Consider the following 21,567-nt stretch of genomic DNA (forward strand, 5'->3'; position numbering starts at 1 on the left):
GTGCCGGCCGCTGGCCGGCAACCATTCTGCCCTCAGGGTTCGCGGAGTCTGCCGGCCAGCGGCCGGCACTACCCCATCGTGATCAACGATGCCGTATCGGCGTCACGCTCTGTATCCGGCCGTTGTTGCTCATCATGCACAGGAAACGGCCATCGGGATAATCGATGATCAGTTCCTGGTAATCGGTTCCGACCGGTACTTGGGTCACGAGCGTGCCCTGCGCGCCTTTGCTTGCGTTGCACGAACCGAGCGCGGTATCGCCCGCTGGCGCGTTGGCTGCAGCCTTGGACATGTTGCGGAACGTCGCACGGCAGCCACCGTTGACCCACACCGAATGCCGCGACAGGCCCCAGTTGCTGCCCTGCTCGCAACGGGTACGGCTGAACTGGCGCACGATCTCCACAGTGCCACGCGTGTCCATGTCACAGGACACCTGGCGCTGGTCGGTGGATTCGCAGGTCACTTCCCGTGGCAGCGCCGCATCGTCATCGCGATTCTGATCCCGGTGGTGCCTGCCCCCTTCTGCGGCCGCAGGCGTACCGCCGCCGCTGACCTGGCAAATACCGTTGGCGCCGCCGCGTCCGGTGTAACTGACCTGCGGTGTGCCGTCGTCGCCGGTGCTGATCGAAAGCGTGGTGCCGCTGTTGGCATCGCGCGCCTCGACGCAGCGATCATTGAAGCGCTTGAGTGTGGTCTCGCGGCCCTGCACGTAGACCGGCCCGCCTTCGTCGGCGTGCACGTCGATGCCACCCGGGCAACTGGCGTTGAAGAACGGCACAGCGGCCATTGCTGGAGCTGCGAAGGCGCTGGCGAGCAGCGCGATGGTCAACGACAGGCGGTGGTGGCGCATGGTCGGCTTCCTGGCAAGAGGTGTGCGGTGGCCACCAGTATGGGGGCTGCCGGAGTTGCTCTGTCGTGAGGAACATCAAGCCACCGGTCACCGGCCGCAGACCACCGCAAGCGGGCCAGCGCTATCATCGGTGGTATCACACGGACGTCCGGTACACACACATGACCGCCCTGCCCTTCGACCACGCGCAGCAGCAGCTGCTTGCGCTGCAGCAACGCATCCATGCGTTCAATCTGGACTGCGCGGCCGAGCATGAACTGGACATCCAGGACCCGGCAGGCCCGCTGTGGGCGGCGCTGCAGGAACGGGTGACCGTGGCGCCGTTGTACGGCGGCCTGCACATGGAGTTCTTCGGCAACCCATGGGAGGAGCCATTCGCGTGGATGCTGGCCTGCCTGTCCGACCAACGCGTGGCCGATGCGATCATGTCGCTGTCGTTCACCGGACCAGACGAAGGGGCCAATGGCACGCGTGAGTGGGAGTTCACTACCCTGCTGGACAGCGATGTGCGTTTCCCACGCCTGCGCTCGTTATCGATCTCCCCCACCGCACCGGCCGACCACAACATGTCGCTGGTGCAGCGCGCGGGCACCATCATGGAAGAAGACGGCGAGATCGCCCGCTTCGTTTCCAAGGCACCGCACCTGAGCGAATTGGTGGTGCCGAACGCGCCGGACGCCGCGTTCTTCGAGGTGCCGCTGCCGCACCTGCACAGCCTGCACATCGGCGGCGGCTCGGACACCCAGCGCTTCATCGACAACATTGCCGCATCACGCAACCTGCCTGCCTTGGGCCTGCTGGATTTCAGCGAATCGACGGAACTGCAGTTCGCCTGGACCGACGTGCGCGAGGCTGATGCGGTCACGTCTTTCGCGGCCTATGAGCGCTTGTTCTCCAGCGACGCCTTCGCCGCCGTGCACACCTTTCGGCTGCGAAACAGCGCGCTGACGCTGGAACAGCTGCAGTCACTGCAGGCCATGCGCCCACGGTTGTCGTTCATGGTCATCCAGGCAGCGACAGGGGGCTATGTCAGTCATTTCGCCAAGGGTGTGTTCCCGTGGCGGCACCTGGTGCCGGGTGATTCGGGGCAGCGTTGATCGCCGCGCGGGTGCGTATGATGGTTGAGTGGTCTGCTTCGGGACGCGGTTAAGTTGGCTTGACACGCCACGCCGGCTTTACGCCGCAAGATTGCGGCGCTACGGCCTGTTTCAGGCTCCAATAGCACGCCGCGCAGAATGTCGTTTGTGCCTTGGGATTGGCCACGACAAGCCAATTGCGATAATTCATTTTTCCTTTCAAACAGCGCGATGCCATCGGAACAATCGACTGGCAGCGCGTGATTCTGCGTGCGCATGATGAATTGCCACCGAAAACCAGTGGCCGGGACTTCCAAGCCCGTGCAATCGAAGCTGTTTACGCTTGTCAGCCGGCGTCGCCTCTTGCGGGTGGCGCCGGCTGGCAATCCGTCTGCTGCCTTATGGCGGGCGGTGCGTGGGGGCCTTGCGCCCGCCGGCTCATCGATTCCCGGTCTTGGAAGCCACGCATCGTCCGCCACCCTCTGCGGGTGGCGCCTCTGTTGCGCATGAGGATGTCCAATGACCGCACCCTGCTACCCCTATCTGCTTGCCACCCTGGGCGATGCCGCCGAGCGCCTGCCCCGAGAACTGGCCGAGCCTCTGGAAGCTGCGCTTTCCGCTGCCGTTGATCTGCCCGAGCCGATCACGCTGGTGGGCTGCCTGCAGCGCATCCGCAGCGGCGACGCCGCCGATGGTCAACCGTGGAAGGGCCCCGTGCCCAGCCCAGGCCAGGGCGTGACAGGCCAGGGCGTGACCCGTGCGCGTACCGACCGCGCCGCCGCCGGCCTGATCACCCTGCTGGAGGTATTCCACGCCGCCGAGCGCGTGCGGGTGGATGGCGACGAGAAGGACGACATCGGCGACGGCGCGCGCGAAGGCCTGCTGCTGGCCTGCCGTGGGCTGGCGAGTATGTGGAGCTGCAGGCGCGGCTGTGAGATTGCGCAGCTCGCACGTTCAGCACCGTGGATCGAACGAACTGTCGCCCGTCCCAACGCCCGGTGGTTATTGGGATGGGCGTGGGGAAAAGTAACATTGCTGGAATACAGGCCCACGTCGAGCACGCACCCATTACTCCATTATCGATATAGGCCGACTGCAGCGCCCCGGTCAATCTCCCCTCAGGCACCCATAGAGAGGCCCGCCGCGCAAGCTGTCGCATTCTGCACGGAAACTGCACGGCAAGAGCGCTTGAGACTGCCACGCAGGCGTCCTTGGAAAAGGCACTCGAATTTTGAGAAGAGAGGGAAATTCTGACGGATTTGGCCGGCAATATGCGGCCGCCGACACTGTACGCACTGGGCTGCCAGCTGTCCGGATACCCTCCTCACGGAATTTGCGGCCGCACAACCACATGAGATGATGGAAATTCAGTCGCACATATAAAGTTGAACAATGAAAATCGCAACTGGACCTCTGCTTCTATGCATATTCATCTTGGCATGCATGCCAGCGTGCAACCCTACGAACAGAAAATTCAGCAATGACCACCTCACGGAAAAATTGATCTCATCTGAACAAAAGACTATGGGTTCCGTGGGCACAGGCGAAGACATGACCGCTGACAATGACGCCACGATGGACTTTTTCAGCGATGAAGAATCTCTGGACGCCGCCAAGATATTCTATAGATACAACAGATCCATGCTTAAGGATTTCCTTGGACAAATGCCGAAAGATTGGCGGACCGCCAAGAGAAAAGACCAGCAAGAGTGGAACAGATCGATAAATGATAAATGCGGCACTGTTGGCGGCGCGCAGTACAGATCAAAAACAATTGGTGAACGCACCGACACCCTCAACTGCCATTCAAACGCCATCGGGTTGAGAGCGCTTCGCCTTGTTCTGGAGGCCGCTCGCATCGACCGTGAACGCTGGCAGCAAGGCCAACCATAGCGCCGACCGGACACGCGATCTCGCTAAATTTCATACATATACATTGCGCCCAACAATCGCTCCAGCAATACCCACGATCATTGATGAAAATCCAGGCAATAGCTCGAACCTCGATTCTGGCGGGATTCTGCTTCATCGCTGCTGACTTTGCCGATGCGACCCCGCTTGGAACAGCGAGAGAGGCACAGGTCGTCCTTGTCGATGGTATTCCGGCAATCTGCGTCCCAAGCAAGAGCAAAACTTCATTTGCAGTTGGCCGCCTGATGATCCACGAGAGCCGCGCACCAGGTGGAACCTGGGCTATTGAGCTGGCAGCGGGTGCCAAGCCCCTGACACTCATGCCGGGTGATTGCATGTCATACGGAAAGGTGCCTGATGGCTATATTCCAGTATCCACCAACGAAAGCGCGCTCAATCCAACGCTTTCACTGAACAGGACGTACGTATTCAGTATGGATACCGCTCGCAGGGTTGAGAGCGTTCTTCAGACCCGCTTTTATTCCACCGTGTTCTGCATCAAGACAGGAGGGAGCGGAACGCTTGCAGTTCATAAAGGGCAGGCCTGCGTCGGCAATCACTGAAGCGGCGTGAAGCGGCAGGCGTCACCACATCGTGGGAGATCCTGCGTACCACCGAGCGCGTTCGTGTGGATGCCGCCGAGAAGGACGACATCGGCGACGGCACGCGCGAAGGCCTCCTGCTGGCCTGCCGAGGGCTGGCGAAGTATGTGGAGCTGCGACTGCATGCAGCGTGAGCTGCGCCGCCCCGCCGCTGATTTTGCTGACTTGGCAAATAGTGATGGCGCTTTATATGCGTTTATCCAGCCAATTCCGAGCACTACCTTAGGCTCATCGATCCCCTTCTGGAGAATCCCATGAGCAAGCGCAATGCCGTTTTCCCGGCCGGCCGGCAGGACCTGTACACCTCGCAGACCTATTCGGCTGCGATCCAGTCGGGTGACCTGCTGTTCGTGTCCGGCCAGGTGGGCAGCCGCAGCGACGGGACACCGGATCCCGACTTCGAGGCGCAGGTCCGCCTGGCCTTCGCGAACTTGGAGGCAATCCTGAATGCCGGTGGTTGCGGGCTTGACGACATCGTCGACGTGACCACCTTCCATACGGACCCGCAGAACCAGTTCGGAACCGTCATGACCGTAAAGAGCGAGGTCTTTCCCGAGAAGCCCTATCCCAACTGGACGGCAGTAGGCGTCAACTGGCTTGCCGGATTCGACTTCGAGATCAAGGTGATCGCCCGCATTCCGGGCTGAGCATGCCGCCTCCGGGAGATCGTGTGCGCGAGCGCGTGCCGCTCAGGCAGCGCTGGCGTGCAGTTGCACGCCAAGTGCACGCGCCACCTTGAGGATGGTCGCGAAATCAGGACTCCGCGCGCCGGACAGCGCCCGATAGGCACGCGCGGTATCGCCCCGTGCCTTGGCAATAAAGGACGAATCGCCGTCGCTTTCAACGATGCAGGCATCGAGATAGGCGGCCATTTCTTCAGGCATACGAAGATGCGTGGCCACGTCAAATGCTTCGAGTTCACTCTTCTTTTTGACAGCCCTGCGTATGCGACTCTGGCGCCTGGCAAACGCGCTGCAATTCGCCGCAGGAGAAGAACGCTGCGGAAGCGAGCGACTGCGGGATGGTGCCGCTTATCCGAATCGAACGGATGACCTACTGTTTACAAGACAGTTGCTCTACCAACTGAGCTAAAGCGGCACGGGGTGTAACGCCGACGGCAGCGCCGTGGTTTGGGAATTCTAGCGCAGTCGCGTGCATTCCAGCGACCGTTGCTGCGCGGCACCGCTGCGCTGCTGCGCGTGGGCCGGTTCGGCCGCAGCCGCCAGCTGCCCTTCCAGCCACCATTGGCCGGCATCACCACTGGCCACCAGCCGAGGCTGGAAGCCGGCGGCCTGCACCGCGGCCATGCGCCGTTCGGCGCCCTCGCGGTTGCGGTACTGACCCAGCGCAATGGCGTTGGTCTCTTCGCCCTGGCTGATGATGTAGTAGTCGCTCAGCCCGGCGGCGACGATGCGCTTGACCGTGGCCTGCGCGTCATCGCGGTTCGCGGCGGCGGGCAGCAGTACGCGGTAACGGGCACTGCCGCTGGCGGCGGGCTGCTCGCGCAGGCGTACCTGGCTCAGCAGGTTGCCGGCACGGCCTTGTGCGGCGGTGGCGGCGGCACGGTCCGCGAACGGGCCCAGCGCCAGGCAGCGCGGCGGTGCAGCCGGGGCTGCGGGTTTCTCGGCCACCGGTTCGGGCGCTGGCTTGGCGATGGCGGCGACCGGCTCAGGCGCCTTCACCGCTTCGGCGGGTTTGCTGGAAGCTGGTGGAGTCGCCGCTGCCGGCGCAGGCGCAGGCGCAGCGGCCACTGCAGTAGCCGGCGCGGCCTCACGCTCCACCAGTGCTTCCGTAGGTGCCGCTGCCGAGGCCTGCGCAGCCACGGCCACATCGGTCCCGCCGGGCAGCCAGCGCAGTTCGGCCACGCCGGTCGGGGGCGGCGGCAACGGCGCACGCGCCGGCTCATCGCGCAGCAGCCACCAGGTGGCGACACCAAGATTGAGGATCGCCAGCACGACGATCAGGGCACGGGTCAGCATGCGCCGATACTAGCCTGCGGGCTGGTGCACCGCCCAGCGGGCGAGGCCATCCAGCACCAGCGACGGGTGGTAGTCGGCGCCGTCCAGCAGCGGCATCAGCGCGGGCGCGCCACCGCCATGCACCAGCAGCGACGGCATCACGCCCAGCAGCGCCTGCGCTTGGCGGGCACTGCGTTCGACCAATGCGACGGCGGCGCCATCGCAACCCGACGCCAACGCATCAGCGGTGTCGTTGGCGAATTCGCTGTAGTCACCACCGCTGGCCGGCAACTGCACAGCGCGCGCGTGCAGCGCCTCGCGCATGGTGGTCGGCGAGGCGGAAATGCGTCCGCCGTGATGTTGTCCATCGGCATCCAGCAGGTCGATGGTCAGGGCGGTGCCGACACCGACCACCAGCACCGGCCGTTGCGCCTTGGCGGCGGCAAGCAGGGCCAGGAAACGGTCGACACCGAATTTTTCCGGCTTGGCGTAGGCAATGCGTACGCCTGCACACTGGGCGCTGGTGCGCACCACATGCACGTGCTCGAAGCGGCGCTGCAGCTGATCCAGCATGGCGCTGGTCAGCGACGGCGCGGCGACGCTGGCGACAAATGCGGTTTCACCACTGGGCAGGCTGTGCGGCGGTTGCCCGGTCATGCCTTCGGCACCGTGCGCCCAGGCTTGTACGTCGCCAGCACGGTCTCCATGCAAGGGGGCAAACTTGAAACGCGAATTGCCCAGATCGAACAACCAGTCGCTCATGCTTTTCTCACACTGACTTCGCCGGCATGCAGCAGGCGCTCGCGGCCATCGATGTCAACGCGCAGCGCGCCATCGTCGGCCAGGCCGAGCGCGGTACCGTGCTGCCACTGGCCATCCAGCTGCACGCGCACTTCGCGTCCGGCCAGCATGTCGAACGCTGCATAGCGCGGCAGGAACGGCGCCAGCCCTTCGCGATCGAACTCTTCCAGCGCCGGCAGCAGGCGTGCCAGCACCGCGGCCACCACCGTGTTGCGATCCACGGATGCACCGGCCAGCGTGTCCAGGTCCACCCAGGGCTGGGTGATCTGCTCGGCGAAGGCCGGCGGCATGTGCACGTTGATGCCGATACCGATCACGGCGCGCGCCGGGCCGGCGTACTCGCCACCGCCCTCGGCCAGCAGGCCGACCAGCTTGCGGCCATCCACCAGCACATCGTTCGGCCATTTCAGCTGTGCCTGCGCATAGCCCAGGTCGTGCAGCGCTTCGGCCACGGCGACGCCAGCGACCAGACTCAGGCCTGCCAAGCGGCCCAAGCCACCCTCGAACAAACGCAGCACCGAGAGATACACATGCGCGGCCAACGGCGAGGCCCAGGTGCGGCCACGACGGCCACGGCCACCGGTCTGGCGCTCGGCCAGCAGGACGCTGACACCGCGCCGGGGCGCGCTGCAGCGCAGCAATTCGGCGTTAGTGGAGTCCACCGTCCAGGCCACCTGCAGGTCGTGCAGCAGCGCGGCGGCGTCCTTGGGCAGGCCGGCGCGGATGGTCTTGGCCTCCAGCAGGTCTACCGGCCGGGTCAGCCCGTAGCCCTCGCCCGCGCGCCCTTCCACGTCGACACCGGCGGCCCTAAGCCCTTGAATACGCTTCCAAATGGCGGCCCGGGTCTGGCCCAGCTCACGGGCCAGGGCGTCGCCGGACAGGCGACCGGCAGCGAGTTTGGCCAGCAGTTGGCGATCGTCCACGGCAGCTTCCACAAGGTCAGAACGGAATTATGCGGGAAAGCCGCCAGCGACGCCCGCCAGGCCCGGTTCCGGCGGGCTTCCAATCTGGCGCCGGGTTCGGGCTAGAATCGAGAGCTCACCCTCCCTTAACGTGGATGTCGTCAATGCGCCGTTATGCCCATTGCCTGATCCTGCTGACGATGCCCTTCGCGGCGTCTGCCACAGCAGCGCTTGATGACAGCCGTGGCGCCTGCGTCTATTCGGCAAGCGATGCGGCCTCGCAGCGCACACCGACCACTGCGCCTGCCGCAGCTGCCGCCAAGCCGGCACCGGTACGCCCTGCAGCTACCACCAGCAGCGGCGGTGGCGGTGACGACGATGTACTGCAGCGCATCCGCGCACCGAAGTGGCACAGCTACCTACCGGGTATGTTCCGCTGATCAAGACGTTGCTGCAGTGGCTGCGGCCCGCGCCGCGGCCGATCGAAGACGCACACTGGAACGATGCCTGCCACCGCGCAGCATGGTTACGCGGCCTGGACGACGAACGGCGTACACGCCTGCGCGCATTGACCACGCGCTTCCTGCATGAGAAGACCATCTCCCCGATCGGCGAACTGCAGCTGCAGCCGGCAGACGGCGTGCTGCTGGCCGCACTGTGTTGCCTGCCGCTGCTGGAGTTCGGCGAAGTGGGGCTGGAGGGGTGGTCGCAGTTGATCGTCTACCCCGATGCGTTCCGCGTGCATCGCAGCCACATGGATGCCGCCGGGGTACTGCACGAGTGGGATGACGAGTTGATCGGCGAGTCGTGGGACAGCGGTCCGTTGATTCTGTCGTGGGCCGATGTGCAGGCCGACCTGGCGGCACCGCATGAGGGCTACTGCGTGGCCGTGCATGAGATGGTGCACAAGCTGGATGGGCTGGACGGTGCGATGGACGGCACGCCGCCGTTGCCGCGTGCATGGCAACGCGAGTGGGCTGCGGACTTCCAGAAATCGTACGACGCGTTCTGTGCGCAGGTGGATGCAGGCGTGGAAACGCTGATCGATCCCTACGCGGCGGAAGCACCGGAAGAGTTTTTTGCGGTGGCCAGCGAGTACCACTTCTCTGCGCCGGACCTGCTGGCCGAAGCGTTGCCGGAAGTGGCTGCGCATCTCAAGCGGTTCTATGGCGAGCCGCCGAAGATCGAAATACGGTAGTGCCGGCCGCTGGCCGGCAGCCTGGCATTGCGAAGGCTTACGGCCCCGGCGGCAGCTGCACTTCGAAACGGGCGCCGCCCAGTTCGCTGGAACGGGACACCTGCAGCTCGCCGCGGTAATCCTTGATCAGGTCCTGCACGATCGACAGGCCGATGCCGTGGCCCTGTACGCGCTCATCGCCACGCACGCCACGCTGCAGCACCTTGCCGATGTCTTCCGGGGCGATGCCCGGGCCATCGTCATCCACCGCCAGCAGCAGGCCGGCGCGACGCGCATTCGGCGCGGGCAGCGGCTGCGCGGTCAGCAGCACGCGGCGCTTGGCCCACTTGAAGGCGTTTTCCAGCAGGTTGCCCAGCAGCTCCTGCAGATCGCCCGGTTCGCCGTGGAAGCGTGCGGCCGGGTCGATGTCGAATTCGCACAGCACGCCCTTCGACGCATAGACCTTCTCCAGGCCGCGCACGATTTCCTCGGCGTTGGATTCGATCGGCAGCGGTGCCGAGAACAGCTTGTGGCCCGACGAAGCCGCGCGTGCCAGCTGGTAGGACACCAGGTTGTTCATGCGCTGCAGCTGCACGTCCAGTTCTTCGCGCAGCGCGCCATCACCGGCACCGCTGTCCATCTGCGTGCGCAGCACCGCGATCGGCGTCTTCAGGCTGTGCGCCAGGTCGGCCAGGGTGTTGCGTTGGCGTTCGAGATTCTCACGCTCGCCCTCGATGAAGGCATTGATGCTGTCGGTCAACGGCTCCAGCTCGCGCGGGTGGCGCTCGCTCATGCGTTCGGTCTCGCCGCGCTGGACCTTGGTCAGCTCGGTGATCACCCGCCGCAACGGACGCAGGCTCCACTGCAGGATGACCGTCTGCAGCAGCAGCAGGATCAGGCCGATGCCGCCCAGGTAGAACCAGACCCGGCTGCGGAACACGCGCAGCTGCGCACCCAGCGCGCGCGAGTCTTCCATCACGTAGATGGTGTACGGGAATTCCGTGGCCGGGTCGGCGTCGGCATCCCACACCAGGCCCAGGCCATAGCGGTACACCGAGCCCTGGCTGCCGTCGATCTGGATCATCGGCAGCGGGCCTTCAAACACTTCCTGGCGCGGGGCCAGCAGGCCGCCGCCGACGGTGGGCAGCATCGGGCCTTCGGCGGACATGGAATTGCCCTTGCCGTCAGGCATCACCACCTGCAGGTAGAGGCCGCTGCCGGGCACGTCGAAACGCGGATCCGGCGGCTGCTCGCGGATGTACAGCGAGCGGTCGCGGGTGAAGTCGATGCCGGCCGCATAGGCGGTGGCATAGTTCTTCAGGCGCTCACGCAGGTTCGCCTTCGCCGTGTCGGCGAAGGCGGCATCGAGCGCGTAACCGGCCAAGGCCAGGAACGCGACCAGACCCACGGACGCGGCGAACATCTGGCGCGCCTGCAGAGAGCGCGGCCGCCAGCGTCGGAAGAACCACAGACGGCCGGACATCGTTTATCGCCTGCTGAAGGCCTCAGCCCTCGTTGCGCGGAATCGCGAAACGGTAGCCACGACCGCGCACGGTCTCGATCGGCTTCAGTTCGCCATCCGGGTCCAGCTTCTTGCGCAGGCGGCCGATGAACACTTCCAGCACGTTCGAGTCGCGGTCGAAGTCCTGCTGGTAGATGTGCTCGGTGAGGTCGGCCTTGGAGACCAGTTCACCGGCATGCATCATCAGGTACTCCAGCACCTTGTACTCGTAGCTGGTGAGGTCGACGTTGCTGCCGGCCACGCTGACGGTCTGCGCTGCCAGATCCAGAGCGACCGGGCCGCATTCCAGGGTCGGCTTGCTCCAGCCGGCGGCGCGGCGCAGCAGCGCGTTGACACGGGCCAGCAGCTCTTCCACATGGAACGGCTTGACCAGGTAATCGTCGGCGCCCTGCTTCAGGCCCTCGACCTTGTCCTGCCAGCTCGAACGCGCGGTCAGGATCAGCACCGGGAACTTCTTGCCTTCGTCGCGCAGGGCCTTGATCAGCTCCATGCCCGACATCTTGGGCAGGCCAAGGTCGATGATGCCGACGTCGAACGGGACTTCGCGGCCCATGTACAGGCCTTCTTCGCCGTCCTGCGCTGCATCGACGGCAAAACCTTCGCGCTTGAGCCGGGCTGCCAGGGTCTCACGCAGCGGGGCTTCGTCTTCGACCAGAAGGATACGCATGAACTCTCCCTAGTGTGCTGGGTGCGGCCCGGAGGCCTGTGGGTACGGGTTGATAGCGACAACTATCCCTGTTCAGGGGTTATCGCCGCGTAGTGATGACATATCCGACCGCGGCGTGCGCGGCTGTGAACGTGCCGGGGCGGGGTCGTCCATGTAGCGGACCCGACCGCGGTCGTCCATGTATTTGACCCGGTTGATGTCACGACCATCGAACGGCACCCGCTCGGCGCCCAGGATGTGGCCGCCGGTGGTGCGCTGCACGCGGCGCACGGCATCGGACAGCGAACGCTCATTGCTGGCGCCACGGCCACCGCGCTCCATCATTTCAGCGCGCCCCTGTTCCCGCTGCGGGTCCTGCGCCAGCGCCGAAGACAGCGGGGCAGCCGCCAGGACCACGCACGTGGCCAGGGCAAAACAGCGGTGGAAGGGAGCGGAAGACATCGATGCGATCCTAGCCGAGCACGGCGATTCGTTCAAAAGTCGTAAATCCGGGCACCGGAATGGAACCCGGCGTTTTACAAATCTTTTGCAAATTCTTGGTTTCGGGCGGTGAATCCGGTCTGAACTTTTCCGGATGCTCCAGCCCGTTGTTCAGCTAAGTGAACATTCGGGACGAAACGGCCGTCCTTGTCAAGTCAGGAATGTGACTGACGTCACGCAGCGGCACGGCCGGCTTCGCGTTCGGTGACCGACAGTGCCTGCTCGATCAGAGCCCAGTCGGCGCCGGGGCGATGGGCGCCCTCGCTCAGCACCTGGCGGAATGCGCGGCCACCTGGCTGGCCATGGAACAGGCCGAGGATGTGGCGGGTGATGTGCTTCAGGGCCAGGCCTTCGCCCAGGCGGGCGTCGATGTACGGGCGCAGGGCGCGCAGCAGTTCACCGCGCGGTCGCAGCGACGCGCCGGTATGCAGGGCCTCCAGCTGATGCAGCAGGTAGGGGTCGTGGTAGGCCGCGCGGCCGAGCATCACGCCATCGACGTGCGCGGCCTGCGCCTGCACCGCCTCGATGCTGGCCAGGCCGCCATTGAGCACCACCGGCAGCGCCGGGCGCTCCTGCTTCAGGCGATAGGCCCAGTCGTACTTCAACGGCGGAACCTCGCGGTTCTCCTTCGGCGACAGGCCCTTCAGCCAAGCATTGCGGGCGTGCACCACCACCATTGCGGCGCCGACATCGACCTGACGGTCGACGAAGCTGGCGAATACGTCATAGTTGTCGTCCTCGTCCACGCCCAGGCGACACTTCACCGTCACCGGGATGTCCACCGCCGCAACCATGGCCGCCACGCACTCGGCCACCAGCACCGGCTCGCGCATCAGGCACGCGCCGAAACGGCCGGCCTGCACGCGGTCGGACGGGCAGCCGCAGTTGAGGTTGACCTCGTCGTAGCCCCACTCGGCGGCGATGCGCGCGGCCTGCGCCAGCAGGGCCGGATCGCTGCCACCCAACTGCAGCGCCAACGGCTGTTCGCTGGCATCGAAACCGAGCAGGCGCTGGCGATCACCGTGGATCACCGCGTTGGCGTGCACCATTTCGGTATACAGCCGCGCGCCCGGCGCCAGCAGGCGGTGGAACACCCGGCAATGGCGATCGGTCCAGTCCATCATCGGGGCGACGGACAGGCGCAGGGAATCAGCGTAACGGGCGGTGGCGGACGTCATCGGGCGGTTGATCGTGGAGACTGGCATTGCCAGTGAGATCAATAGTTTACACCGGGCGGATGAATGGCGGCGGGCCGCCGGGAATGGCGCCCGGGTTGCCGCTGCCGGCCTTGGGTGGGGATACTCGGTACGCGCGTTCCTGCTGCACCGAACCTGCTGGAAGGGAAGCCACAATGAAATCGACTGGATCCTCGCCGGCGGGCGTTGGCCTTGCCTACCTCACCCTGCTGGCGGCGCTGGCGCTGGGCAGCGGTTGCAGCAGCGTCCGCGACGCGCGCATCGCCGAGATCAAGCCCGGCCCACGATGCGACTTCACCGAGGGCGCCACGTTCGACAACCGGCCGTCCTACCTGTCGGCCGGACAGGAAAATGCGCCCATCGGTGCGCTTTCCAGGCTCTTTGGCGTGTACGACAAGGGCATCCACCAGGTCACGCTCCGTCAGCAGGCGAGCCGGCTGGTGGCCCGCTTCCATGCCGCCGATGGCGCCCGCATCGAGGCCGAAGACAGCGCTTCCAGCAGGAGCTACAGCGCTGAGGGAGACCAGCTGGTCATCAACCGGTGGTCATCGTGCAAACCGGGCGAGGCTGGCGCCGGCTGCGTCTGGTCGCGTGTGGAGCTGTCCTGCACGGTGGACAACGATCTGGTGGTGAAGCAGGTGGGCGGAGGCGCGGTCCTGCTGGCCCTGATCATCCCGATGGGCCAGCGCAATACCCAGTTCGGGGTGTACCGGCGGATCGCCCCTGCAGAATGATCTGCAGAAGGCTCCGGGTTCGACCCGGAGCCCCTGGGCACGGTGCGGCGGGCTTACAGGCCGCGGTTGCGCACCTGATCCTGCTGCTGATCCTGCACGCGCTGGTTGAACTGGACATCCAGCTCTTCGGCCTGGCGGGTGCTGGCCTCGACCGACTGCGACACGGCCTGACGGCTGTCGACGAAGGTGCGCTGCGCGGCCGGGTCGCCGACGTTGCCCTGCACGGCGAACAGACCGCTGCCATCCGGACGCGCGACCACATGGTCGATCTGGCGCATGCCGGCGACCTTGCTCTCGTAGGCCAGCTGGCCGGCGGCACGTTCGGTTTCCTGCGCGTTGGCGAACAGCGGGCACAGCCCGGCCTGCACGCGCTGCTGTTGCAGCACCTGCAGTTTCTCCAGCGCCTGGTTGAAGCGCGGATTCTCGGCGTGCGAAGGATCGCGCATGCTCGGGGCCGCCGGGGCACTCGGTTCGGTGCGTGCCGGGGCGGCGGCGGTCTGCGCGCCGGCTTTCACTGCAGCCGGGTCGTCCAGGCGCGCCAGGGTCTGGCGGCCGGCCTTGCCATCCTGCTCCAGGCCGTTGTTGGCCTGGAACTGCTTCACCGCTGCCAGCGTGTCCTTGCCAAAGATGCCGTCGGTGCCCAGCGCCTTGCCGTCGGCTGCGGTGTAACCAAGCGCGGCCAGCTTGCCCTGCAGCGCCTTGACCTCGTCGCCGCGTTCGCCCTTCATCAGCATGCCATCGGCCATCGGCGCCTGCTGCGTGGCGCGTGCGGCCTGCGCCGCTTCGGGCCCCTGCGCGTGCACCTTGCCACCGAGGGTGATGCGGTCGTTGAGCATGTCGCCGAGGTAGCGCCGGAACTGCGCCGGCTCCACTTCGATATGTGCGTGCACCGCGCCGGGTGACCCCACATCGGACTGGCGGACCAGCGGCGCACCGTACTCGACGAAATCGCCGGTCTTGTAGGGGATGGAGCCGACGGCGCCGTGCAACACCTGGCCCACCAGCTCGCGGCGGGCATCGCCGACCGGATGGCTGTAGATGCTGATGGAATTGGTGCCGTCCTTGTTGAGCTGGACGTAGCCGGCCACCGGACTGGGAATCATCAGGCTGCGCCCACCGGCACGGTCGGTCAGGATCAGGTCCTTCTGCACCAGCGGAATGCCGTTGGTGTCCCCACGCTTGCGCACGGCCTCCAGTTCACCGTCGACCATGTCTGCGGTGCGGTCAACCTTGCTGGCATCGCCGGCGCGCACGGCGGCGGCATTGGTGTTGGGATGGTGGATCTTCAGCTCGCGGAATGCGTCCTCGCCACTGATGCCGTGGCGAAGGACGCGGTTGCTGCTGCCGTTGCCGAAGGGTTCCACTACGGAAATGCGCTCGCCACCGGGCGCTGCGGCGCCGGCAGGACCGGTGTGCTGCGGCGCTGCGGGTGGCGCAGCCCTCGTCGGGGCTGCCGGCGCAGTCGGCGCGGTCGGGGCAGCAGGCGAAGGCGCGGCAGGGCGATGCTGTGCGGCCTCGGCATCGATGGCGCGGCGCGTCTGTGCGTCGGCCATGCCGGTGGCCGGCAGATGGTGCTGCTGCTGGAAAACGTTGATGGCGTGCTGGCTGCCGGCCCCCAGGTAGCCATCGGCGGTGATCGCTTTGCCATGAGCATCGGTCAGGCCCAGCGCGGCCATGTCACGTTGCAGCGCGCGCGCCTCACGGTCGATCGCACCCAGCGTCGCAGGCCCCACCTTGCCATCGACCGGATTCAGACGATGGTCGCGCTGGAAGGCTTCGACGGCCTGCCGGGTTGCGGCATCGAACTGGCGGTCGGGGTGGATCGCCTGTACGCCTGCACCGCCGTACCCCAAGGCATGCAGGTTGTGCTCCAGCTTTTCCACCGCGCGGCCGGTAGAGCCCTCTTTCAGCACCTGCGGGCCACCGCCACCGTGCTTGTGCGAGCGCGCCTGTTCCAGCGCTACGCGGATGTCGGGGTCGTTGCCTTCGTTGGCCGGCGCGAAGTCGCGGCGACCCACTTTCAGATGCGCGCGATCCATCTCCGCCGAATGGCGAGGATAGGCATCTTCATAACCAGCGGCGACGTCAGCGGCTGCCAGGCCGGCATAGTATTTCTTGTCCTGGCGGATCTCGGCCGCCTTGTCGCGCAGGTCCTGGTAGTCGCCGCCCCGCTTCAGCACGGCTTCCAGCTGCGGTAGTGTCCCCGGCAGCTGGTTGGCGGACTTGGCGATCAGCGCGATCGCTTCGAAACGCTTGTCTTCTGCAATGCCACTACCGTGCTTGTCCAGCATGGTCATGGCGATGCGGGTGGCGTTGCGCACCTGCGGGTAGTCCACGTGGGTGTGGATCCACTGCTTGCCTTCGGGCGACCCGGCCCAGGCGTTGATGCTGTCGCGGGTCGGGACATCGATGAAGCGGATCGAGGAGCGCTTGCCCTGGCCGTCGCCGTGGCTGAGCAGGTCGACGCGCAGGTCGGCATGGTCGTTGGTGAAGGGCAGATGGTGCGCCTTGGCGTAGCTGCTGGCCTGCTGGATGACCGCGTCCACGTAGGTCGTCTCGCCGGGCTTCAGCGCACGCTCTTCGGTGGCACCCAGCGGCCATTTGCCACGCTGGCCGAAGTCGACCTGGATGGTCCCCAGCGAATAGCCACTGTTGGCGGCCACCGCGCTGACCGTGCCCCACTTCGGCTCATCCAGTCCCTTGGTGATGCCGGCGATGCTGAGGTGGTACGACGATCCGCCACCTTCGGTGCCGCGTCCGACGGCGAAAAACACCGCGCCGGCGGTTGCGTCCAGGTTACGGGTATCGATGTTGTTTGGCATGGCTCACTTCCTGATCCGTGGAGGGATGACCGTATTGCGGATTACGAACCGATCAGGCGCAGGTAGGTTTCCAGCTGATCGGCGCGCGCGCGCAGGCGCTCGGTGTCATTCAATTTCTGTTGCAGGTTGCCCGGCTGCGAATCGTCGTACAGCGCGGTTTCCAGTTCGCCATCGCGCTGGCGCGACTGCAACCACGCCCGTTGCGCGGCCAGCAGATGTCCCTTGGCCGTGGCGTCGAGGCGTTCCTGCAACTGCTGGTACGCCTGGTTCAACCGGCGGTCCTGCCGGTCCGATTCGCTGGACAGGCAGGCGGCTTCTTCGATGATGCCCTGCGCGCGGCCTGAGCACGCCTGGTAGGTCGCGCTCAGCGCGGATGCGGCATGCACCTGGCCGGTGCACAGCACCGCCATTGTCGCCACCACAATGCCCAAGGTCCTGCTCGCCATGGTCTGCTTCCTACCGGTCAATGCTTCGATGCGCTGCACACGCCGGAGGCCCCGTCAGGGGGCCAGCATGCGCTTCTGCAGTTCCACTGCGCGATTGGCGTAGCGGTTGATGCGGCACGACTGCGCGTCCAGCGCCTGACCCACGCTCTCCGTGGCCGCACTGCAGCGCTTGTCGGTGTCCTCGGCCCAGTTCGCCTGCTCGTCCATCCAGCGGTCCTTGGCCGGGCCGTCGGGGCTGTCCATCAGCCGCGCGACCTGTGCTTCCAGCAGCGCTTTGTGATGGGCGAGCTCGGTGGAGTCGCAGACTTCCAGCTGGTCGTCCATACCCCGGGCATCCTGCACGCAACGGGTGTATTCGGGCCGCAGTGTTGCCTGGGTATAGGAGGTATCCGGGAGCCCACTCTGCGCGAGCAGTTGATCGGCACGATTGGCCACGCGGAACAAGCGGCATTCCTGCGCCTTCTGCAGGTCATCCACCCCGGCAGTGGCCGCAGCGACGCAATGGCGATCGGTATCACTGCGCCAGGTCGCCTGGGTGGCCAGGAACGCATTCTTCGCCGCCGCATCAAGCCCGGCGACGACCTTGCCGGCAGCCTCCTGCAGGCGCCCTTCCTGATAGGCCAGTTCGTCCTTGCCGCAGGCCTGCAGCTTGCCCGCATCCTCCACGCCATCCACGCACCAGCCATAGGCCGGGCGCAGGCGACCGTCCGAGTAGGACGCATCGGGGTACCCGGAGGAATCACCAGGCGATGGGCCGGGGGAGGCTGTCGGCGATGCCGCGACAAGCGGTGCCGGGGTGGGTGCGGCTTCGGCCGATGCAGGGGAAGAAGGTGCCTGGCAGGCGGTGAGCGCCAGGCACAGGGCCAGCACCCTCCAGTACCGACGGCCGGAGGCGATCTGTTCATTGCCCCGACGGGCATCCATTGCCTGCATTGCCTGTATCTCCCTTGCGTGTCGCCAGCGGTCGCCGGCCGGGAGGGGCCGTCCATCGGCCCCATCACGGGGGCAATCCTACGACAGCGGCGGTTTCAGATGGCTGACTGGATTCAGCTTGCGCGGACGGCGTCGCAGAAATCGCCTTGCCAGGCCGAGGCATGGAGCCCCGGCACAGACCGCGACAGGGCGCGCGGTCAATGTGCGCCGCCGCGCTCTCCCACCTGTTCGATCAGCGTCTGGCTGGCGGCGTTGAGGCCGACAACGTTGACCTCGGCACCGTGCGCGGCCAGTTTTTCCTGCGCGCGTTGCAGCGCGGCGACGGCAGTCAGATCCCACAGGTGGGCTTCGCGCAGGTCGATCTCAACCTTCTGTGCCACGCGTTGGTAATCAAACGCCGCACCCAGCTGCCCGGCGGAGGCAAAGAACACCTGGCCGCGCACGCGGTAGACCTGCGTGCCACCGGCCTCCTCGCACTGCACATCCAGCATGCGGCCGACCTTGCGCGCGAAGAACAGCGCCGACAACAGCACGCCGCTGAGCACGCCCTTGGCCAGATCGTGGGTGGCCACGGTGACCACCACGGTCAACAGCATCACCGCCGACGAGCTGCGTGGATGCGTGCTCAGGTCGCGCAGCGAGCGCCAGCTGAAGGTGCCGATGCTGACCATGATCATCACCGCCACCAGTGCGGCCATCGGAATCTGCCGCACCAGGTCGCTGCCGTACACCACCAGCACCAGCAGCAGTACGCCGGCCACCAGGCAGGACAGGCGCCCGCGGCCACCGGAGGTCACGTTGATGACCGACTGGCCGATCATCGCGCAGCCGGCCATGCCGCCGAGGAAGCCGGTGACCGTGTTGGCCAGGCCCTGGCCGACGCATTCGCGGTTGCGCTCACTGGGCGTCTCGGTGATGTCCTCGACGATCTGCAGGGTCATCATCGATTCGAGCAGGCCAACTACGGCCAGCGTGGCCGACACCGGCAGCAGAATGCGCAGGGTTTCCCAGGTGAGCGGCACATCGGGCAGCAGGAAGTGCGGCAGGCTGTCCGGCAGCTGGCCCATGTCACCGACGCTGCGCACGTCCACATCGAAGCCGATCACTATGGCCGTGAGCACGACGATGGCAACCAGCGGCGACGGCACGGCGCGGGTGATGCGCGGCAGCAGGTAGATGATCGCCAACGCGGCGGCGCACAGCACGTACACGGTGGGGCCGCGGCCGATCAGCTCGGGCATCTGGGCCAGGAAGATCAGGATGGCCAAGGCGTTGACGAAGCCGGTGATGACCGAGCGCGAGACGAAGCGCATCAGCGAGCCCAGCTTGAACACGCCGGCCAGCACCTGCAGCAGGCCGGCCAGGATGCTGGCGGCAAACAGGTACTGCAGGCCGTGGTCCTTGACCAGGTCGACCATCACCAGAGCCATCGCGCCGGTGGCGGCGGAGATCATGCCCGGCCGGCCACCGGCGATGGCGGTGATCACGGCGATGGAGAACGCGGCATACAGGCCGACCTTGGGGTCGACGCCGGCGATGAGCGAGAAGGCGATGGCCTCGGGAATCAGGGCCAGGGCGACAACGGCACCGGACAGCAGATCACCGCGGAGATTGCCGAGCCATTGCTGGCGCAGGGGATAGGACGTTTGCATGGAAAAGCTCCGCGCACACGCGGGCGGGGCCACGTGGCGCTGCAGTGGAAAGACACGGGTTCCTGAGCCGGATGGGCCGGCTGCCGAAGGGCGGCAAGGTTCAGGGTGGCGTGATCACTGCAGTGCGTCGTCGGAAAGCGTGGAGGGGGCGGAGTTTACTGCAGCCGATGACCCGGAGGTAGGCCAGACTGCGTGAAAGGCAGCGGAGCGTGGCTCCGCTCTACAATGCTGCATGGTCACGGCCCCGCCCCGCTACTTCGATACACGCACCGAACAGGGCGTGCTGCGCCTGTCCATCGTCGGCTCGCTGCTGTTGGCTGCAGCGGCGGTGGTGTTCGGCCTGCTGGCCAACTCTTCGCTGATCATCTTCGATGGCATCTACGGACTGATCGACGTGGTGATGACCTGGCTGTCGCTGCTGGTCGCGAGGCTGATCGCGCTGTCCACCCAGACCGACGCCCTGCAGTCGCGCCTCAACCAGCGCTTCACCATGGGGTTCTGGCACCTGGAACCGATCGTGCTGGGAGTGAGCGGCACGTTGATGATCGGTGCGGCGTTGTACGCGCTGGTCAACGCGGTCGATGCGCTGATGTCGGGTGGGCGGCAGATCGCGCTTGGTCCCGCGATCATCTTCGCGGCGCTGTCGATCGTGGCCGAGAGCGCGCTGGCCTGGTTCGTGCTGCGTGCCAACCGGCGCATCGGCTCGGAGTTCATCGCACTGGATGCGAAGAACTGGGTGATCGCTGCGAGCATGTCAGCCTGCTACCTGGCGGCCTTCCTCGGCGGTGTGCTGGTCCACGGCACGTCATGGGCATGGGTCGGACCGTACATCGATCCGGCCATCCTGGCGTTCGTCTGCGTGCTGGTGATGATCGCGCCGCTGGGCACGGTGCGGCGCGCACTGGCCGGCATCCTGCTGGTCACGCCGCCGGAACTGCAGGCGCACGTCGATGCGGTGGCGCGGGCGATCGTTGCAAAGCACGGCTTCGTCGAACACCGCAGCTACGTGGCGCAGGTAGGCCGTGGCGAACAGATCGAGCTGTTCTTCGTGGTGCGCGAGGACGACCCGCCGCGGCCCCTGCTGGAGTGGGACCACCTGCGCGACGAAATCGGTGATGCGCTGGGCGAATCATCGCCGGACCGCTGGCTGACCATCATGTTCACCACTGACCGGGAATGGACGATCTAGGCCGGCAGGACGTTCAATCAAGTTTTTCAGACGTGTTGTAACCCAACGTGTGCAGAATCCGGGCAAAGTAGGCTCCAACGCATTACCCACCCACTGACCAGGAGCATCCCGATGTCCATCGAAAAGGTTCTGTACACCGCCCAGGCCACCTCCACCGGCGGCCGTGAAGGCCGTTCCGTGTCCTCCGACAACGTGCTGGACATCCAGCTGTCGACCCCGCGCGAGCTGGGCGGCGCTGGCGGCCCGGGTACCAATCCGGAACAGCTGTTCGCTGCAGGCTATTCGGCCTGCTTCCTCGGTGCACTGAAGTTCGTCGCCGGCCAGGCCAAGGTCGCACTGCCGGCCGACACCACCGTGACCGGCAAGGTCGGCATCGGCCAGATCCCGACCGGTTTCGGCATCGAAGCCGAACTGACCATCAACGTGCCGGGCGTGCCGCGCGAGCAGGTGGAAGAGCTGGTGCAGAAGGCGCACATCGTCTGCCCGTACTCCAACGCGACCCGCGGCAACATCGACGTGACGCTGATCGTTGCCTGATGCAACGAGGGGTCGGATCCCTTTGCCATACGCAGAGGGCTCTGACCCCGTTGCGGTGTGTCTGGGGTCAGAGCCCTTTCGCGTTGCGAAAGGGATCCGACCCAAAAAAATG

23 protein-coding genes and 1 tRNA gene are annotated in these 21,567 nt (G+C 65.9%); 10 read left to right on the forward strand and 14 right to left on the reverse strand.

The window, feature by feature from the left end; all coding sequences use genetic code 11:
- Positions 1-82 precede the first annotated feature (82 nt).
- Positions 83-850: a DUF3011 domain-containing protein gene (locus ACFX4F_RS17060; protein ID WP_380657354.1), complete on the reverse strand. Its 768-nt coding sequence runs from the start codon at positions 848-850 to the stop codon at positions 83-85.
- Positions 851-1,011: 161 nt separating this feature from the next.
- On the opposite strand from ACFX4F_RS17060, the gene ACFX4F_RS17065 reads away from it, so the two are divergent.
- From ACFX4F_RS17065 to ACFX4F_RS17085, 5 genes are all read left to right on the forward strand, one after another.
- The gene (locus ACFX4F_RS17065) at positions 1,012-1,947 is read left to right on the forward strand and encodes a hypothetical protein (RefSeq protein WP_380657356.1); all 936 of its coding nucleotides are present in this window, start codon (positions 1,012-1,014) and stop codon (positions 1,945-1,947) included.
- Positions 1,948-2,445: 498 nt separating this feature from the next.
- Positions 2,446-3,180 (forward strand): hypothetical protein, encoded by a 735-nt coding sequence (locus ACFX4F_RS17070; protein WP_380657358.1) that lies wholly within the window; start codon positions 2,446-2,448, stop codon positions 3,178-3,180.
- Positions 3,181-3,477: 297 nt separating this feature from the next.
- Entirely contained in the window at positions 3,478-3,819 is a 342-nt protein-coding gene (locus ACFX4F_RS17075) for a hypothetical protein (RefSeq protein WP_380657360.1), read from the forward strand.
- A gap of 83 nt (positions 3,820-3,902) precedes the next feature.
- Positions 3,903-4,400 (forward strand): hypothetical protein, encoded by a 498-nt coding sequence (locus ACFX4F_RS17080; RefSeq protein WP_380657362.1) that lies wholly within the window; start codon positions 3,903-3,905, stop codon positions 4,398-4,400.
- A gap of 293 nt (positions 4,401-4,693) precedes the next feature.
- Complete coding sequence (locus tag ACFX4F_RS17085) at positions 4,694-5,086, forward strand: RidA family protein (RefSeq protein ID WP_380657364.1); 393 nt, start codon at positions 4,694-4,696, stop codon at positions 5,084-5,086.
- A gap of 42 nt (positions 5,087-5,128) precedes the next feature.
- Here ACFX4F_RS17085 and ACFX4F_RS17090 read toward each other — a convergent pair whose 3' ends face one another.
- The 5 genes from ACFX4F_RS17090 to birA all read right to left on the reverse strand — a co-directional run bounded on the left by ACFX4F_RS17090 (position 5,129) and on the right by birA (position 8,121).
- Positions 5,129-5,386, reverse strand: coding sequence for a DNA-binding protein (locus ACFX4F_RS17090; RefSeq protein ID WP_380657396.1), 258 nt, complete (start codon positions 5,384-5,386; stop codon positions 5,129-5,131).
- Positions 5,387-5,461: 75 nt separating this feature from the next.
- Positions 5,462-5,537: transfer RNA gene (locus ACFX4F_RS17095), tRNA-Thr, on the reverse strand.
- Positions 5,538-5,578: 41 nt separating this feature from the next.
- Positions 5,579-6,418, reverse strand: coding sequence for an SPOR domain-containing protein (locus tag ACFX4F_RS17100; protein ID WP_380657366.1), 840 nt, complete (start codon positions 6,416-6,418; stop codon positions 5,579-5,581).
- 9 nt (positions 6,419-6,427) lie between these two features.
- Positions 6,428-7,159 (reverse strand): type III pantothenate kinase, encoded by a 732-nt coding sequence (locus ACFX4F_RS17105; protein ID WP_380657368.1) that lies wholly within the window; start codon positions 7,157-7,159, stop codon positions 6,428-6,430.
- Positions 7,156-8,121 (reverse strand): bifunctional biotin--[acetyl-CoA-carboxylase] ligase/biotin operon repressor BirA, encoded by a 966-nt coding sequence (birA, locus tag ACFX4F_RS17110; protein ID WP_380657370.1) that lies wholly within the window; start codon positions 8,119-8,121, stop codon positions 7,156-7,158. The genes ACFX4F_RS17105 and birA overlap by 4 nt, the downstream gene beginning before the upstream one ends.
- Positions 8,122-8,264: 143 nt before the next feature.
- Between birA and ACFX4F_RS17115 the strand changes: the two genes are divergently transcribed.
- A complete protein-coding gene (locus ACFX4F_RS17115) occupies positions 8,265-8,540 on the forward strand; it encodes a hypothetical protein (RefSeq protein WP_099819617.1) in 276 nt (91 codons plus the stop codon).
- On the forward strand, positions 8,507-9,298 hold the full coding sequence (locus ACFX4F_RS17120) for a zinc-dependent peptidase (RefSeq protein ID WP_380657372.1): 792 nt from the start codon (positions 8,507-8,509) through the stop codon (positions 9,296-9,298). The genes ACFX4F_RS17115 and ACFX4F_RS17120 overlap by 34 nt, the downstream gene beginning before the upstream one ends.
- A gap of 37 nt (positions 9,299-9,335) precedes the next feature.
- On the opposite strand, the gene ACFX4F_RS17125 is transcribed toward ACFX4F_RS17120, so the two are convergent.
- The 4 genes from ACFX4F_RS17125 to dusA all read right to left on the reverse strand — a co-directional run bounded on the left by ACFX4F_RS17125 (position 9,336) and on the right by dusA (position 13,151).
- The gene (locus ACFX4F_RS17125) at positions 9,336-10,760 is read right to left on the reverse strand and encodes a sensor histidine kinase (protein ID WP_099819615.1); all 1,425 of its coding nucleotides are present in this window, start codon (positions 10,758-10,760) and stop codon (positions 9,336-9,338) included.
- Positions 10,761-10,782: 22 nt separating this feature from the next.
- Positions 10,783-11,466, reverse strand: coding sequence for a response regulator transcription factor (locus ACFX4F_RS17130; RefSeq protein WP_004136763.1), 684 nt, complete (start codon positions 11,464-11,466; stop codon positions 10,783-10,785).
- A 72-nt stretch (positions 11,467-11,538) separates the two neighbouring features.
- A complete protein-coding gene (locus ACFX4F_RS17135) occupies positions 11,539-11,907 on the reverse strand; it encodes a hypothetical protein (RefSeq protein ID WP_180164427.1) in 369 nt (122 codons plus the stop codon).
- Between the two features lie 212 nt (positions 11,908-12,119).
- Positions 12,120-13,151, reverse strand: a complete 1,032-nt coding sequence (dusA, locus tag ACFX4F_RS17140) for a tRNA dihydrouridine(20/20a) synthase DusA (protein WP_380657375.1) — start codon at positions 13,149-13,151, stop codon at positions 12,120-12,122.
- 146 nt (positions 13,152-13,297) lie between these two features.
- Here dusA and ACFX4F_RS17145 point away from each other — a divergent pair, with 146 nt between their 5' ends.
- Positions 13,298-13,876 (forward strand): hypothetical protein, encoded by a 579-nt coding sequence (locus ACFX4F_RS17145; protein WP_380657376.1) that lies wholly within the window; start codon positions 13,298-13,300, stop codon positions 13,874-13,876.
- A gap of 53 nt (positions 13,877-13,929) precedes the next feature.
- Here the strand turns inward: ACFX4F_RS17145 and ACFX4F_RS17150 are convergent, their stop codons facing one another.
- From ACFX4F_RS17150 to ACFX4F_RS17165, 4 genes are all read right to left on the reverse strand, one after another.
- On the reverse strand, positions 13,930-16,698 hold the full coding sequence (locus ACFX4F_RS17150) for a peptidoglycan-binding protein (RefSeq protein ID WP_380657378.1): 2,769 nt from the start codon (positions 16,696-16,698) through the stop codon (positions 13,930-13,932).
- A gap of 41 nt (positions 16,699-16,739) precedes the next feature.
- Positions 16,740-17,144, reverse strand: a complete 405-nt coding sequence (locus ACFX4F_RS17155) for a lysozyme inhibitor LprI family protein (protein WP_099819610.1) — start codon at positions 17,142-17,144, stop codon at positions 16,740-16,742.
- 54 nt (positions 17,145-17,198) lie between these two features.
- A complete protein-coding gene (locus tag ACFX4F_RS17160) occupies positions 17,199-18,068 on the reverse strand; it encodes a lysozyme inhibitor LprI family protein (RefSeq protein ID WP_380657380.1) in 870 nt (289 codons plus the stop codon).
- Positions 18,069-18,274: 206 nt separating this feature from the next.
- Positions 18,275-19,729, reverse strand: a complete 1,455-nt coding sequence (locus tag ACFX4F_RS17165; RefSeq protein WP_380657382.1) for a SulP family inorganic anion transporter — start codon at positions 19,727-19,729, stop codon at positions 18,275-18,277.
- A gap of 232 nt (positions 19,730-19,961) precedes the next feature.
- Between ACFX4F_RS17165 and ACFX4F_RS17170 the strand changes: the two genes are divergently transcribed.
- Positions 19,962-20,918 carry a cation diffusion facilitator family transporter gene (locus ACFX4F_RS17170; protein ID WP_380657384.1) on the forward strand — a complete coding sequence of 319 codons (957 nt, stop codon included), beginning with the start codon at positions 19,962-19,964 and terminating at the stop codon, positions 20,916-20,918.
- Between the two features lie 111 nt (positions 20,919-21,029).
- Entirely contained in the window at positions 21,030-21,455 is a 426-nt protein-coding gene (locus tag ACFX4F_RS17175) for an organic hydroperoxide resistance protein (RefSeq protein WP_004153735.1), read from the forward strand.
- Positions 21,456-21,567 lie beyond the last annotated feature (112 nt).

It is taken from the genome of Stenotrophomonas sp. YIM B13575 (assembly GCF_042787595.1).
GTDB lineage: Bacteria > Pseudomonadota > Gammaproteobacteria > Xanthomonadales > Xanthomonadaceae > Stenotrophomonas > Stenotrophomonas lactitubi_B.

Coding starts and splice junctions, on each gene's coding strand:
- ACFX4F_RS17130 (WP_004136763.1), bottom strand. CDS start 11,466: ATGCGTATCCTTCTGGTCGAAGACGAAGCCCCGCTGCGTGAGACCCTG.
- ACFX4F_RS17145 (WP_380657376.1), top strand. CDS start 13,298: ATGAAATCGACTGGATCCTCGCCGGCGGGCGTTGGCCTTGCCTACCTC.
- ACFX4F_RS17170 (WP_380657384.1), top strand. CDS start 19,962: ATGGTCACGGCCCCGCCCCGCTACTTCGATACACGCACCGAACAGGGC.
- ACFX4F_RS17150 (WP_380657378.1), bottom strand. CDS start 16,698: ATGCCAAACAACATCGATACCCGTAACCTGGACGCAACCGCCGGCGCG.
- ACFX4F_RS17125 (WP_099819615.1), bottom strand. CDS start 10,760: ATGTCCGGCCGTCTGTGGTTCTTCCGACGCTGGCGGCCGCGCTCTCTG.
- ACFX4F_RS17085 (WP_380657364.1), top strand. CDS start 4,694: ATGAGCAAGCGCAATGCCGTTTTCCCGGCCGGCCGGCAGGACCTGTAC.
- ACFX4F_RS17065 (WP_380657356.1), top strand. CDS start 1,012: ATGACCGCCCTGCCCTTCGACCACGCGCAGCAGCAGCTGCTTGCGCTG.
- ACFX4F_RS17115 (WP_099819617.1), top strand. CDS start 8,265: ATGCGCCGTTATGCCCATTGCCTGATCCTGCTGACGATGCCCTTCGCG.
- ACFX4F_RS17070 (WP_380657358.1), top strand. CDS start 2,446: ATGACCGCACCCTGCTACCCCTATCTGCTTGCCACCCTGGGCGATGCC.
- ACFX4F_RS17155 (WP_099819610.1), bottom strand. CDS start 17,144: ATGGCGAGCAGGACCTTGGGCATTGTGGTGGCGACAATGGCGGTGCTG.
- ACFX4F_RS17175 (WP_004153735.1), top strand. CDS start 21,030: ATGTCCATCGAAAAGGTTCTGTACACCGCCCAGGCCACCTCCACCGGC.
- ACFX4F_RS17135 (WP_180164427.1), bottom strand. CDS start 11,907: ATGTCTTCCGCTCCCTTCCACCGCTGTTTTGCCCTGGCCACGTGCGTG.
- ACFX4F_RS17100 (WP_380657366.1), bottom strand. CDS start 6,418: ATGCTGACCCGTGCCCTGATCGTCGTGCTGGCGATCCTCAATCTTGGT.
- dusA (WP_380657375.1), bottom strand. CDS start 13,151: ATGCCAGTCTCCACGATCAACCGCCCGATGACGTCCGCCACCGCCCGT.
- ACFX4F_RS17105 (WP_380657368.1), bottom strand. CDS start 7,159: ATGAGCGACTGGTTGTTCGATCTGGGCAATTCGCGTTTCAAGTTTGCC.
- ACFX4F_RS17075 (WP_380657360.1), top strand. CDS start 3,478: ATGACCGCTGACAATGACGCCACGATGGACTTTTTCAGCGATGAAGAA.
- ACFX4F_RS17160 (WP_380657380.1), bottom strand. CDS start 18,068: ATGGATGCCCGTCGGGGCAATGAACAGATCGCCTCCGGCCGTCGGTAC.
- ACFX4F_RS17060 (WP_380657354.1), bottom strand. CDS start 850: ATGCGCCACCACCGCCTGTCGTTGACCATCGCGCTGCTCGCCAGCGCC.
- ACFX4F_RS17080 (WP_380657362.1), top strand. CDS start 3,903: ATGAAAATCCAGGCAATAGCTCGAACCTCGATTCTGGCGGGATTCTGC.
- ACFX4F_RS17165 (WP_380657382.1), bottom strand. CDS start 19,729: ATGCAAACGTCCTATCCCCTGCGCCAGCAATGGCTCGGCAATCTCCGC.